The sequence below is a fragment of the Streptomyces sp. NPDC091292 genome (assembly GCF_044757265.1).
In the GTDB taxonomy this organism is placed as follows: Bacteria; Actinomycetota; Actinomycetes; order Streptomycetales; family Streptomycetaceae; genus Streptomyces.
The window spans coordinates 80,645-94,094 of record NZ_JBIVUQ010000026.1 but is presented as its reverse complement, the minus strand read 5'-3'; the positions used below and the strand labels follow the sequence as shown (position 1 = coordinate 94,094).

Annotated in this window: 13 protein-coding genes; 7 read left to right on the top strand and 6 right to left on the bottom strand. The window is 71.3% G+C overall.

Going from position 1 to position 13,450, the window contains the following annotated elements:
- Position 1 precedes the first annotated feature (1 nt).
- Entirely contained in the window at positions 2-2,416 is a 2,415-nt protein-coding gene (locus tag ACIQNU_RS38920; protein ID WP_401375954.1) for a SpoIIE family protein phosphatase, read from the bottom strand.
- Between the two features lie 200 nt (positions 2,417-2,616).
- Between ACIQNU_RS38920 and ACIQNU_RS38915 the strand changes: the two genes are divergently transcribed.
- On the top strand, positions 2,617-4,095 hold the full coding sequence (locus ACIQNU_RS38915) for an MFS transporter (protein ID WP_401375951.1): 1,479 nt from the start codon (positions 2,617-2,619) through the stop codon (positions 4,093-4,095).
- Between the two features lie 70 nt (positions 4,096-4,165).
- Positions 4,166-4,774 carry a cysteine hydrolase family protein gene (locus tag ACIQNU_RS38910; RefSeq protein WP_401375948.1) on the top strand — a complete coding sequence of 203 codons (609 nt, stop codon included), beginning with the start codon at positions 4,166-4,168 and terminating at the stop codon, positions 4,772-4,774.
- Positions 4,775-4,777: 3 nt separating this feature from the next.
- Here ACIQNU_RS38910 and ACIQNU_RS38905 read toward each other — a convergent pair whose 3' ends face one another.
- Positions 4,778-5,503 (bottom strand): alpha/beta fold hydrolase, encoded by a 726-nt coding sequence (locus ACIQNU_RS38905; RefSeq protein ID WP_401375945.1) that lies wholly within the window; start codon positions 5,501-5,503, stop codon positions 4,778-4,780.
- Positions 5,504-5,738: 235 nt separating this feature from the next.
- Between ACIQNU_RS38905 and ACIQNU_RS38900 the strand changes: the two genes are divergently transcribed.
- Entirely contained in the window at positions 5,739-6,572 is an 834-nt protein-coding gene (locus ACIQNU_RS38900; protein WP_401375942.1) for a helix-turn-helix domain-containing protein, read from the top strand.
- 3 nt (positions 6,573-6,575) lie between these two features.
- On the opposite strand, the gene ACIQNU_RS38895 is transcribed toward ACIQNU_RS38900, so the two are convergent.
- Genes ACIQNU_RS38895 through ACIQNU_RS38885 form a run of 3 tightly spaced genes read right to left on the bottom strand, consistent with a single transcriptional unit; the run spans position 6,576 to position 8,774 of the window.
- Complete coding sequence (locus ACIQNU_RS38895; protein ID WP_401375939.1) at positions 6,576-7,025, bottom strand: MarR family winged helix-turn-helix transcriptional regulator; 450 nt, start codon at positions 7,023-7,025, stop codon at positions 6,576-6,578.
- A 46-nt stretch (positions 7,026-7,071) separates the two neighbouring features.
- Positions 7,072-7,815: a hypothetical protein gene (locus ACIQNU_RS38890; RefSeq protein WP_401375938.1), complete on the bottom strand. Its 744-nt coding sequence runs from the start codon at positions 7,813-7,815 to the stop codon at positions 7,072-7,074.
- Positions 7,812-8,774 carry a TetR/AcrR family transcriptional regulator gene (locus tag ACIQNU_RS38885; protein WP_401375935.1) on the bottom strand — a complete coding sequence of 321 codons (963 nt, stop codon included), beginning with the start codon at positions 8,772-8,774 and terminating at the stop codon, positions 7,812-7,814. Before ACIQNU_RS38885 ends, ACIQNU_RS38890 begins: the two co-directional genes overlap by 4 nt.
- A gap of 79 nt (positions 8,775-8,853) precedes the next feature.
- Between ACIQNU_RS38885 and ACIQNU_RS38880 the strand changes: the two genes are divergently transcribed.
- The 3 genes from ACIQNU_RS38880 (at position 8,854) to ACIQNU_RS38870 (ending at position 11,384) form a co-directional block, all read left to right on the top strand.
- On the top strand, positions 8,854-10,551 hold the full coding sequence (locus ACIQNU_RS38880; protein WP_401375932.1) for a right-handed parallel beta-helix repeat-containing protein: 1,698 nt from the start codon (positions 8,854-8,856) through the stop codon (positions 10,549-10,551).
- Positions 10,552-10,817: 266 nt separating this feature from the next.
- The gene (locus tag ACIQNU_RS38875; protein ID WP_401375930.1) at positions 10,818-11,105 is read left to right on the top strand and encodes a hypothetical protein; all 288 of its coding nucleotides are present in this window, start codon (positions 10,818-10,820) and stop codon (positions 11,103-11,105) included.
- A 51-nt stretch (positions 11,106-11,156) separates the two neighbouring features.
- Positions 11,157-11,384, top strand: coding sequence for a hypothetical protein (locus ACIQNU_RS38870; protein ID WP_401375928.1), 228 nt, complete (start codon positions 11,157-11,159; stop codon positions 11,382-11,384).
- 71 nt (positions 11,385-11,455) lie between these two features.
- On the opposite strand, the gene ACIQNU_RS38865 is transcribed toward ACIQNU_RS38870, so the two are convergent.
- Complete coding sequence (locus tag ACIQNU_RS38865) at positions 11,456-12,595, bottom strand: oxygenase MpaB family protein (RefSeq protein WP_401375925.1); 1,140 nt, start codon at positions 12,593-12,595, stop codon at positions 11,456-11,458.
- 287 nt (positions 12,596-12,882) lie between these two features.
- Between ACIQNU_RS38865 and ACIQNU_RS38860 the strand changes: the two genes are divergently transcribed.
- On the top strand, positions 12,883-13,446 hold the full coding sequence (locus tag ACIQNU_RS38860) for a TetR/AcrR family transcriptional regulator (protein WP_401375922.1): 564 nt from the start codon (positions 12,883-12,885) through the stop codon (positions 13,444-13,446).
- Positions 13,447-13,450: the final 4 nt, after the last annotated feature.

Here is a 13,450-nt window from a genome sequence, read left to right as displayed (position 1 = left end):
CTCACCCCGGCAACAGCGGCTGTTCGGCCCAGATCGTCTTCCCGACCATGTGGTGGCGGCAGCCCCAGCGCTGCGCGATCTGGGCGACGAGGAGCAGGCCGCGACCGCCCTCGTCGTAGGCGCGGGCGCGCCGCAGATGCGGTGATGTGTTGCTCGCGTCGGACACCTCGCAGATCAGGGTGCCGTCGTGGATGAGCCGGAGCCGGATCGGCGGCGAGCCGTGGCGTACGGCGTTGGTGACCAGCTCGCTGACGATGAGTTCGGTGGTGAACACCAGGTCGTCGCCGCCCCAGCGGGCGAGCTGCTCGGCCACCTCGCTGCGTGCGACGGCGACCGCGGCGGGGTCGGCGGGGATGTCCCAGTCCCGGACGCGCGACGCGTCCAGCGCACGGGTGCGGGCCAGCAGCAGGGCCACGTCGTCGCGTACGCCGCCCGCGACGGGCACCAGGTCGTGCAGGACGGACTGGCAGATGCCGTCCAGCGAGTCGCCGGGCGCCTCCTTCAGTGCGCGGGCCAGGTGGGCGCGGCCCTCGTCGATGTCGCGCGTACGGCTCTCCACCAGGCCGTCCGTGTACAGGGCGAGGAGGGTGCCCTCGGGCAGTTCGCGTTCGACCGCCTCGAAGGGCAGGCCGCCGACGCCCAGGGGCGGACCGGGGGCCAGGTCGTCCACGAAGGCGACGGTGCCGTCGGGCAGCATGAGCGCGGGGGGCGGGTGGCCCGCGCTGGCCATCGAGCAGACGCGGGAGACGGGATCGTAGACGGCGTAGAGGCAGGTCGCGCCGACGTCGCCGGTGGGGACGCCCGCGTCGGTCTCCTGCGACAGGCGGATCACCAGGTCGTCCAGGTGGGTGAGCAGGTCGTCCGGCGGCAGGTCGACATCGGCGAGGGTGCCCACGGCGGTCCGCAGCCGTCCCATGGTCGCGGACGCCTGGATGCCGTGGCCGACCACGTCTCCGACGACCAGCGCGACACGCAGACCGGACAGCGGGATGACGTCGAACCAGTCACCGCCGACGCCGTCGTGCAGCGCGGCGGGCAGGTAGGCCGACGCGGCCTCCATGGCGGCGGGTCGCGGCAACGACCTCGGCAGCAGGCTGCGTTGCAGGGCGAGGGCCGTCTCGCGCTCGTGGGTGAAGCGGCGCGCGTTGTCGACGCACACGGCGGCCCGCGCGGTGATCTCCTCGGCGAGCAGCAGGTCGTCGGGGACGTGCGGCTCGGTGCTGCGCAGGCGGTAGAACACGGCGACGCCGAGCGTCGTCCCGCGCGCCCGGATGGGGACCGCCATGACCGACCGCAGCCCGAAGGTACGGGCGCGCAGGCCGCGCGGTGAGTCCTTGGGGGGCCATCCCCGGGCGCTGGACTCGGGCTCCGAGATGATCAGTGCCCGGCCGGCCGCGAGGCAGCGGGCGTGCGGTGAGGACGGCTCGTAGACGCTGGGCTTGCCGGGTTCGACGGCCGCTTCGGGGTAGCCCTCGTTGATCGAGTGGTGGGCGGCGCGGATCAGGACGAGGTCGCCGGTGGGGCGTGCGCCGGCCTCGGTCCAGGGGTCGTCCAGCAGATCGACCGTGACGAAGTCGGCGATTTCCGGGACGCAGACCCTGGCCAGCTCCTCGGCGGTACGGGTGATGTCGAGGGTGCTGCCGATGCGCACACTGGCCTCGTTGACGAGCGACAGGCGCCGTCGGGACAGGTCCTGCTCGGTGATGTCGTGGGCGGTCAGACACACGCCCCGCACGGTGCCGCTGTCGTCGATCAGCGGTGTCAGATGGGCCGACCAGGCGTGTTCCCGTGCCTCTCCGCCGGTCCGCATGAAGTGCTCCACGTCCTCACGCCGGCCCCGGCGCACGACGCGCATCAGGTCCCGTTCCAGGTCGATGCTCTGGGGTTTGCCGCCGATCTCCGACAGCCGCAGACCGCGTATCTGCTCCTCGGGCAGTCCGATGACGGCGGCCATGGCGTCGTTGACGGTGATCAGCCGCAGTCGGGTGTCGTAGATCGCGACGGGGCACGGGGCCTGGGTGAACTCCCAGGTCGCCACCGACTCGCGGCGCAGTACGGGTTCGGCCTGCGGGAGGGCGCCGACCAGCAGCCAGTCGCTGTCCGGTGCCTTCTCCGGGTCCATCATGTGCGCGAGGACCCGGGCGGGCACGACACTGCCGTCCCGGTGCCGGAGCATGAGCGTGCCGTTCCAGCGGGTGGCCCCTGGCAGGGGCGGCCCCGCGGACTGCGGTCCGGCAAGGAACTCCGTGCCGGACCGTCCGACCGCCTGCTCGGCGGTGTGGCCGAGCAGCTCCCGGGCCCCTTGGTTCCAGGCGGTCACGATGCCGTGCGGGTCGACCACCGCGCAGGCCGTGGCGGCCTCCTCGTACGGATCGTCGTCCGGCCTCCCCTTCGCGCCGCCGCGCTGCTGCCTCATGTACGCCACCTTCGTCGCGCAGAGCCACAGATGGAGAGCCGGCGTCGGCCCTCTGTCCCTGCACTCCACGCTACGCCGTTTCCCGAGGTTCGAGATAGGCAGGTAAACTGCTAATATTCGTCAGGCAGCCTGCCTATCTCCGCCGGGATCTCCCCGGCAGGCCGCACAAGTGGCAGAGGTCCCGGAGGAAGGAGCCAGGAGTGTCACTCACCAGTGACTCCCATGCCCCGAAACGGGCAACGCGCAAGTCGGCCGATGCCTCGCGGCGGGCGGTAGAACAGGCGCCCGAGGCCGGTCCGCCCCAGGGCAATCCCTTCGGCCCGCGCTTCGTGGCGCCGCTGTACCTGGGGGCCTCGCTCAACCCGGTCAACAGCACCGTCATCGCGACCGCGCTGGTCGCCATCGCGGCGGCCCTGCACCTCCCGGTCGGGGACACCGCGATCCTGATCTCCAGCCTCTATCTGACCAGCGCGCTGGCCCAGCCCGCCGCCGGACGCCTCGCCGAGGAGTTCGGGCCCCGGCGGATCTTCGTCGCCGGGATCGTGCTGGTGCTCGTGGCCGGGGTCGTCGGTTCGCTGGCCCAGTCGCTGACGGGTCTGATCGTGGCGCGGGTACTGATCGGCGCGGGTACGTCGGCGGGCTATCCGGCGGCGATGCTGCTGATACGCCGCCGGGCCGAACAGGCCGGACACCACGCCCCACCCCGCACGGTGCTCGGCGGACTCTCCATCACCGGAGCCGCCACCGTCGCCGTCGGTCCCGCGATCGGCGGGCTGCTCGTGGGCACGCTGGGCTGGCGGACGGCGTTCTGGATCAACCTCCCCGTCGGCGCGATCGCCCTGGTCCTGGCCCTGGCCGGGATAGCGCGGGACCCGGACCCCGTGCGCTTCGGCTCACCGCGCGCCCTCGCCTCCCGTATCGACCTGCTCGGCATGGTGGGCTTCGGCGGCTCGCTGACCGCGCTGATGGTCTTCCTCTCCTCGCTGCCCCGGCCGAACTGGCTGTGGCTCGCCGCCGCCGCCGTACTCGGCGCCGCAGTGGTCGCCTGGGAGCTGCGCGCCGCCCAGCCGTTCCTGGACGTCCGCCTGCTCGCCTCCAACGGAGCCCTGACCCGCACCTACGCGCGCAACGGCCTGACGCTGATGGGTACGTACGTGATCCTGTACGGGCTCACCCAGTGGCTCCAGGTCGCCCGCGGACTCTCTCCGTACGAGGCCGGTCTCATCCTGATGCCGATGGGCGTACTGACCGCCGTGACGGCCCGGTCGGTGTCGAAGCGGGCGGGGGTGCGGATGCCGCTGATCGGGTGTGCGGTCCTGTTGCTCGTCGGGGCGGTGGCCGTGCTGTTCGTGAGCAGCGGTACGCCGATCGCGGTGATCATCGCCATCACCGTGGTGTTCGGCCTGACCTCCGGCACCGGGTCCGTCGCCAACCAGACCGTCCTCTACCAGGAGTCCCCCGCCGCCACGGTCGGCACCGCGTCGGGGCTGCTCCGCACCTTCGGCTACGTCGGGTCCATCGCCTCGGCGGCGATCACCGGCACCGCGTTCCACAGCGGCGTGGACGACGGCGGCCTGCACGTCATCGCGTGGGTGCTGGTCGCGATATCCGCGCTTGTCGTCCTCATGACCGTCTTCGACAGCCACCTGGCGAGGACCGACCGGCGGCACGCGAACTGACCCCACCCCACCCCATCGCATCGCATCGCATCGCATCGCATCGCATCGACAGAGAGCCGAACCCACCGCCATGACCACTGGTACGCACACCCTCGCCCCCATCGACCCGGCCCGGACCGCGCTGCTGCTGATGGACTTCCAGCCCGCCGCGCTCGCGGCCGTGCCCGACCCGGAGGGCGTACTGGCCCGCGCGGGCGAGGCACTGGCCTGGGCGCGGGTCCATGGCACGCATGTCGTCTTCGTGCGCGTCGCCCTCGCCGACGCGGACGCCGCATCCGTGCCCGCGCACAACAAGACGTTCTCCGAGGTCGCCGCGGCCGGGTATCTCGCTGACGGATCTCCCGGGACGGCCGTGCACGAGTCGCTGGAGATCCGGGAGCACGATGTGACCGTGCGGAAAATACGGTTCAGCGCCTTCGCCAGTGACACCGATCTGCGGGCGGAACTGCGGGCGCGGGGCGTGGACACCCTTGTCCTCGCCGGGCTCTCCACGAGTGGCGTCGTCCTGACGACGCTGCGGCAGGCGGCCGATGAGGACTACCGCCTGTTCCTCCTGGCCGACGCCACCGCCGATCCCGATCCGGAGGTGCACCGGGTGCTCGTGGAGAGGGTGTTCCCGCGCCAGGCGGAGATCGTCACGACGGGGGATCTCGCCGGGTTGAGCCTCGGCCGGGTGTGAGCCTCAGCCGAGCTTGAGCAGAAGTCCGGTCAGCTCGGCCGGCATGGTGATCATGCAGTCGTGGCCGGTCGGCAGCTCCCACACCTGGGCCGGGGTGCCGTTGGGCTGGATCGCGGGGACGGGTCGCCGGATGATGCCTTCCGGCACACCGGCGACGCAGTGGATGTGGGTACGGGGAATCGCCCGCACGGCCGGGTTGTCCAGTCGGACAGGTTGCTGGAGGCAGAGCGCCGGCTGATCCGACAGCATCGTGCGCAGCCAGGCGACGTCCGCCGGTTCTGTCACCCCGAACAGACCGGCGGGCGGCGGCAGTTCGGGGAGCGGCGGAATCCGCCAGTCGGCGTCGGACCGTGCGGCGTGGTCGATGAGGGCCCGGGTCATGGGCTGGACATCGACCGCGGACTCGCCGTCCTCCGGGACCATCGCGTCGAGATACACCAGACGTGCGATCCGGTCCGGGACCTGGTTGGCCACGGAGGAGATGACCAGCCCGGCGTAGCTGTGCCCCACGAGGACCACCTCGGTGAGGTCTTCCCCGGTGATCAGCCGGACGATGTCGTCGACATGTGTGTCGAGGCCGACGTCGCGGCTGAGCAGATGTGCCTTGTCGCCGTAGCCGGTCAGCGAAGGCGCGAACACCTGGTGCCCGGCCGACGCCAGCAAAGGGACCACCCGGTCCCAGCACTGTCCGCTGTGCCAGGCACCGTGGACCAAGAGATACGTGGACATGGTTGCGCTCCTCGTCATGGTTTCGCTCATCGCTTCGGTCTGCCAAGTCGGCCAGGTCGGCCACCCGCCGCCCCCGGCCGTCCCCGACCGTCCCCGACCGTCCCCGACCGTCCCCGACCGTCCCCGGCAACGCTGCCGCCCTGCCGGAGGCGGAGCCAGAGCCCCCGCGATCCTGGGGGTGACAGGACCAGCCACGACCAGACACGGACGCGGGCGTGCGTCTTACAGTGAGGAGATGAGCGGCGAACCGAACCTGCTGGGCGATTACGTGCGCGCCCGCCGCGAGCTGGTCACCCCCGAGCAGGCCGGTATCCCCGCGCGGGGGCTGCGGCGGGTGCCGGGTCTGCGCCGGGAGGAGGTCGCGATGCTCGCGGGCATCAGCGCCGACTACTACCTGCGCCTGGAACAGGGCCGCGACCGCAACCCCTCGGTACAGGTCCTCGTATCCCTGGCCCGCGTCTTCCAACTGGACGACGACGCGACGGCCCACCTGCTCCGCCTGGGCGCCGACACACCCCGACGGCACCGGCACCGCCCCCGGACTGAGACCGTCCCTCCGGGCATCGCCACACTCATCACCACGCTGCCGCTCCCCGCCCATGTCGAGAGCCGCTACTTCGACGTCCTCGCCGCCAACTCCTTGGCGACGGCTCTGTCACCACGCCTGGTGCCGGGCGCCAACCGCCTGCGGGACGTGTTCCTCGACCCCGCCGAGCAGGCCCTCCACCCGGACTGGGGGAACGCCACCGCGGGCATGGTCGCCGGATTCCGCGAGTCCGTCGGCACCGACACGGACGACCCCCGGTACGCCGAGCTGGTCGACGAGTTGTCCCTGACCAGCCCCCGCTTCCGCCGGCTCTGGGCCCGCCATGACGTAGTGGCCTGCGAAGGAGCGTCCAAGCACCTCGCCCACCCCCGGGTCGGTGACCTGCGCCTGAACCGCGAGAGGCTGGGCATCGGCGGTACGGCGGGCCAGGTACTCGTCATCCACCACCCCGACCCCGACACGGACAGCGCCGACCGACTGGCCCTCCTGGCCGCCACCGTCCCGACCACTGTCCACGCGTGACGGCTACGGCTGGGAGTCCGCCAGGGCGTTCATGATCTCCGCGGCCTTGTCGAGGGTGCGGCGCTCACCGGCCCGGAGCGAGGTCCCGATCACACCCGCGAGCCATGCTTCCCGCGCCGCCGGGATCCGTTCGACCAGCGCCCGCCCGGCCGGGGTCGCGGTGACCAGGGACTTGCGGCCGTCGTTCGGGTCCTTGGCGGTACTGACCAGGCCACCGGAGCGGAGCGCGGCCAGGGTTTCCGCCATCGACTGGCGCCGTACGTGCTCGGCCTGGGCGAGTTCGGTCGCGGTCACCGGGCCGTCCGCCACGATCCGGTGCAGCGTGGTCAGGTGCGACCAGTTCCACGGCAGATCGTCGATCGGCGCCTCGGTACGCAGCCGCGCCCGCAACCGCGTCATGGCCCGCATCAACCGCACAGCCGTGTCCTCGGGCGAAACCGCTTCGCTACTCACGGCACCACCATATGGCAGCCCACATCCACGCTGACCAGCGACGGGATCACGTGTTCGCCGCGTCCCAGGCGTGCGGGCAGCGGTAGTGGTTCCGGTGCCCGGCGGCGAGCACGGAGCGGAGTTCCGTGAGGTGGAGGGTGTCGGCCGGGAGTCGCAGTCGCACCAGGAGGGCCAGTGCGGCCGTCGGCTCCAGGTCGCCGTACACGTCGTAATAGCTGTTCAGCAGGCCCTTGAACAGCGGCGCGTGCAGTGCCGGGAGCCGTATGGCGGTGTCGTACACCTTCTCCTTCAGAGGCCAGGGCACGGGCCCCGAGCAGGCCAGGACCCGGCCGGCCCGGCGGAGCTGAGCGTCCGACCCCTCCGTCACGACGCGGTCGATGTCGTTCCCGAGCACCTGGGCGAAGGCCGTGGCGACGGTGCCGTGGTCCTCGAACCAGTCGACCCACAGCGAGTACGTGACGGGTTCAGCGTCCCGTTCCGCCTCAAGGCGCCGACGACAGCCCTCCCACAGCAGGTCCGGGGGCAGGGGTCCGTCCGAGCCCTGGTCCACGGACCGGATCACGCAGGTCACCCAGTAGCCGTCGAGGAGATCCAGCAGCCCGAAGGCCAACCGCACCTGGTCCGCCCTGTCCAGTCGCTCGTCGGTGAAGACCTCGCCGGCCCGGGAGTGCGCGACGTCGTTGGCGGTGAGCCGCCGCTCCGGCCGCTCCTCCACGTCGGTCCATCCGTCACCGACTTCGACAACACCGCGCTCGGCGAGCCAGCTCCGCGCGTCGTCCTCCGTGCTCATCGCAGGTTCCCCCGGTTCCCTTGGTCGTCCTGATGGTCCGCCGCGCCGCGCAGCCGATAGGCGCGCTGGCGGCAGGCGCGGGAGCAGTACGTGCGGGGGCGGCCGGCGGAATTTCGGTCCACAGGCTTCCCGCACACCTCACACGCTTTAACGTCACACCCCTCATTAACGTCACGCGTTTCGTCACGGTCAGGCGCGCGGCCATCCTCTTCGGGCGTACGGCCGCCACCGTCGGGGGCGATCGCCGCCACCCCGTCCAGCACCCGTTGCAGTCCGAACTCGAAGGGATCGAGTGGGGCGTCGTAGGCGCCCTCCTCGTACAGGCCGACCAAGGTGGGGTACCGGTGGTCGAGTTGGGTGAAGAGGGAGTCGCGCCGAGCCCACCACTCGTCGTGGCCGACCCCGGTGCGCCGCTCCGTGCGTGCCGTCGCCGCCGACTGCCGGGCCGCGCCCTCCACGAAGTCGCCGACCAGCGTCACCGCCGCGACCACCTGCGCCGGCGGCAGGCCGGTGCGCGCCACGATGCTCAGCGCGCGCTCGAAGTCGGCCATGACGTTCGGGCCCGGCACATGCCGGTCGTCACCCAGCTCCGCCAGCCAGGGGTGGCGCCGGTGGAGAGCGATCCCGGCGCGGGCCCACGCCTCCAGGTCGGCGCGCCATCCCGCCGCGAGGCCCACCGCGTCGGACGCGACCGGCGGGGCGAGTTCGCCCACGACCGCGTCCCGCATCAGGGCCAGCAGCTCGGCCTTCCCCGGCACATGCCGGTACAGCGCCATCGTCGTGAAGCCGACCCGCTCGGCCAGGCGCCGCATAGACACCGCGCGCAGCCCTTCGGCGTCGGCGAGTTCGACGGCGGAGCGCACGATGCGTTCCAGGGTGAGGCCGTGCCGCGCCGCCCCGGTCCCCCACAGCAACTCGGTACTGCGTTCCGAGCGATCTGAGTGTTCCTGATTCGCCATGACGCACCGCCCCTTCCCTGTGTACGTTGTCTACCAGATGTGTACGCCGTACACACGACCGACCGGCAGGGGGCTTTTGATGATCTACGTCGATCCGTCGGGCGACGACTCGGGACCGGGCACCGTCGAGCGGCCGTTCGCCACACTTCAGCGGGCCCGAGACGCCGCCCGGCCGGGAACCGTGGTCACCCTCAGAGCGGGCACCCACCGTCTGACCGACACCTTCCTGCTCACCGCCGCGCACTCCGGCACCGTCTACCAGGCCCACGGCTACGGCACCCCGTACCAAGAGAAGGTGGTGATCAGCGGTGGCCGCGAGGTCACCGGCTGGACCCCGTCCGGCGACGGCACCCACCGCGCCGACGCACCCGGCCCCGCACCCCGCCAGCTCTACGCCGACGGGCTCCGCGTCGAGCGCGCGGCCCTGTCGCTCGACGGTCATACCCTGCGCCGCACGGCCGGCGGATACACCGTGGAGGGCACGGGTCCACAACGCTGGGACGGCGACGTCGAGTTCGTCTACCGGGGCGCCTACCCCTGGTCCGAGGGCCGCTGCCGGGTGGCGTCCGTCTCCGGCGATGCGCACGCGACCACCCTCACGATGGCCGATCCGGCCTTCGCGCAGGCCACCCGCCTGTACCACTCCGTCCTGACCTGGGAGGGCCCCGGCGCCGGAGAGTCGTACGGGGTCGACTCCCCCACCTCCGTGGAGAACAGCCCGGCGTTCCTCACCGAGGGGACCTTCGCCACCGCCGGCCCGGTGATCCACTACCGTCCGCGCGGCGGCGAACCTCCGGCCGGCGTGGCCGCGCCCGTACTGGAGACACTGCTGCACGCCCGGGGCGCCCACGACCTCACCTTCCGGGGGATCACCTTCGCCGACGCCACCTGGCTCCGGCCCAGCACCCCGCAGGGCTTCCTCCACTACCACGGCAACGGCTACTACGACGGCGGCGCCCTGGAGACGGTCACCTTCGCCGAGGGCCAGGGTCAGGTGACCGTCCCCGGCGACCACGCGAGCATGCCCGGCAACCTGATCTTCGAAGACACCTCCCGCACCACCCTGGAGGGCTGCCGCTTCGTCCGACTGGGCGCCGTCGCCCTGGAGTTCCGTGGCGCGGGCGCCGGCAACACGGTCCGCGACAGCGAGATCACCGACATCGCCGGTGGCGGCCTGGTCATCGGCGACGGTGCGCGCGACCACCGCGTCGAGAACAACCACATCCACCACATCGGCCTCGACTACCGGGGCTCCCCCGCGGTCCTGGTGACCGGTGCGCGGGACACCGTCATCGCCCACAACGAGGTCGCCGACGTCCCGCACGCGGGCATCGTGGTCTACGAGGGTCGCGGCACCAAGGTCCTGAACAACCTGGTCCACGACACGATGCGGGTACTCGCCGACGGCGGCGGCATCTACGTCTCCGGCCCCCAGGGCGACTCCCACGCCAACGGCGCGCTGATCCGGGGAAATGTCGTACGGGACACGATCACCCCGTACAACTTCGGCCTCTACACGGACTACGGCGCCGCCTACGTCACCGTGGAGGCCAATGCCGTGCACCGCGCCGACGCTCCGGTGGTCCTGACGGTCTGGCCACCCCTGGAACACGTCACCTTCCTCGGCAACGTCTGGGACGCCGACCCCGGCGATCCACCCGGTGGTGTGGTCCTGAAGGACAACACGACGGTGGCGGGCGACGCGTTCGACTCCGACCCGAGAGCCGTCGCCATCACCCGGGCAGCGGGGCGCCGCCCGGCCCGCCACCGCCACTGAGCAACTGCCATGCGGCGAGGGCGAGTCCGGTCCGCATCAGTCCGGCGGGCGACGCTGCTGTGGTGCAGATGGAGAAGGCCGTCCCCCGGACGGCCGGTGCCGACCGGCGTACGAGGGGGACGCGGGGAGTGATCACACCGGTCCCGGGATGCCTCTCGCGCCGCCCCGTACGCCCTGCCCGCCCTGCTCCTCACGGGTCACCATGGCACCATCCGGTACCGGAACTTCAGGGTCCGGAAAGCCGGGAACGGAGAAGGGTGACCGTCATGGCAACCGTCACACACCGCTTTTCGGGCCGGATGTCCCTGGCCGCGAACAGCCAGCAGTGGTTCGGGTTCGTCTACACCGACACGGACGTCGTCCAGCCGCGCAGCTTCAACCGGTGGGCCGTGGGCAACACCGGCTTCGGCGGCGCCTCGACGTACCTCGACATCACGCAGGAGCTGAGCCGCTGGGACATCAGCGCGACCCCCCACAACGGCTGGAACCTCCTCATCCGCACCCAGGGCGACGACGCCGACTTCATCGTGAGCGCCGTCAACATCGACCAGTGAACTCCGCAGTGAACTCCGTAGGGATCAGAGGAACGGAACAGAGGAGCTGTCATGCGTCTGCACGTGGCCTATGAGAGCGACGGACACATCGTCGCCCTGGTGGAACCCTCCGATGAGGGACGGATCGCCGTTCGCCCGCTGCCCGGGGACGGTCGCGAGGTCGCCGAGTTGGAGGTCCCCGACGACTACGCCGAACTGCCGCTGTCCGCACTGCGCCACCGGCTGCGCGTCGCCACCGGACCGCAGGGACCGGCCCTGGTCGAACGCCCGGATTCCTGACCGGCGGGGAATCGGCGTCGGCCGGCACCTCGTACCGAAGGTACGGAAGATGCCGGCCGAGGTCGGGCGCCTCACACCCGAAGCGCCCCGACATCCGGCGTCCGCTCACCGAAGTGCTGCTGCCGGTACCGGCCGGTGAACCGGTCGCCCCGCCGCAGCAGATAGGCGCGCCCCGCCTCGCTGCGGCCCAGTACGTGGTACCGCAGGATGTTTCCGGCCAGCAGGGGCGGTACGGCCCAGGGCAGGGCCACCGGTAACCCGAGGTCGCGGACACCGCGGCGCCCCAGGAAGTACCGCAGCATGCTCAGCAGCCTCGCTCGGGCATAGACCCGGCGCGCCCCGGCGAAGTGGGTGAAGTGCAAGGCACCCTGCGCCTCCACGATGGCCCGCGCCAGCGGCGGCCCGGCCGGGCTGCCGTAGCTCTGACTGATCAACTGGTGGTAATTGAGGCGGTGTTGGCGGAGTTCGCCGTCACACAGCCAGTCCTCGTCGACGCCGAGCAGCAGGCCGACGTACTTCCACAGATGCATGACCGCCCGTGACTCGGCGTGGGTGACACGCACACCGAGCAGGCGGACACCCAGCAGTTGGACGGCGCTGAACAGACCGAGTGTGGCGGCCATGTCGGACTGGTTCACCGGCAGCCCCCAACGGCCGGTGTCCCACCGTCCGCCGTGTTCCACCTGGTGGTTGACCAGGGCGTGCATGAGGCGGACGTGCACGGTGAGGCGGTAGCCGATGCCGTGGCGCCGCAGCGCGTCATGGCCGCTGACCGCGATCGCCCACTGCTGGGTCTCGGCGAGCCTGCGCAGGGCGGAGCCGCCGGTCAGACCGCCCGTCTCGACCAGCAGATCCGGCGGCCCGCCGAACCGGTAGGAGCCGATCAGCGCCAACTGGAGCAGCACGTCGGCGGAGTTGCGGCCGTATCGCCGTGCCGCCCGGCCGCCCTCGTTCACCAGGTCGAAGTCCACCCAGTCCGGCACCTGTTCGACGGCGGCGAAGAAGTCCCGTAACGGCTGGGGCGGGTCGGGCACCGCGCCGATCCCGTCGGCGAGCGCGCGCCGGAACTGCCTCATGGTGACGCGGTCGGGGTGCGCGGTGTCGGTGATCCGCAGGGCGCGGGCGAGCGCCGCGCCGACCTCGTCACGCGCGGTCAGCCGCTTGCCGATGGTGTCCAACAGTGCGTGATCGAGGGGACCTTGACGGATCATCAGCCGTAACGGCCGACCGACGCGGCGGTTGACGCTCTCGGTCTCACGAAAGCGTCGGGGATACGGAGACGGATGCGGATACGGGCGGGTCGTCATCTCACTTGGCTCGACCGGCCCCTCACGCAGCGGTGGCTTCTGTGCGACCATGAGCCGATGCTGACAGCCGTTCGTACTCGCGTTCAATTCGCATTCTGAACACCATGCCGTCGCCTCGTCGCAAGGCTCCGCGCACCACGGCCGCTCGCACTTCCCCGCGTAAGACACCGCGCCAGGAACGTTCCCGGGCGATGGTGGAACGCATCCTCGACGCCGGCCGCGAAACGCTCACCGAGTACGGCTACGAGGGTGCGTCGACCAGCCGGATCGCGACGGCGGCCGGGATCAGCCCCGGCTCGCTGTACCAGTACTTTCCGCACAAGGACGCCATCGTCTCGGCGGTCCTTGAGCGCTACAGCGACGCACTCGTCTCCCGGGTCACCACGGAGATGGCGGGACGGTTCGACCAACCCGTGCCCGTGATAGTCCGGGCCACCCTGATCGCGTTGTTCGACGGCCTCGACGTCGAGCCGGCGTTCCTGCGCGCGGCCGTCGAGCACGGCACCCGCCTGGACGACGGCCGCACACTGACCGCCTTCGAGCAGCGCATCGGTGAACTGGTCTTCGCCTACCTGACGACCCACCGCCCCGCACTGCGCCCGGACATCCCCCTCGACACGGCGGTATGGCTCTCGGTACGAACGGTCGAACACCTCACGGTGCGCTACCTGCTCGACCAGCCACCCATCCCCCAGGAACAGTTCCTCGGCGAACTCACCACACTCGTCCTCAACTACCTGAAGCCGGCCTCGTAACACG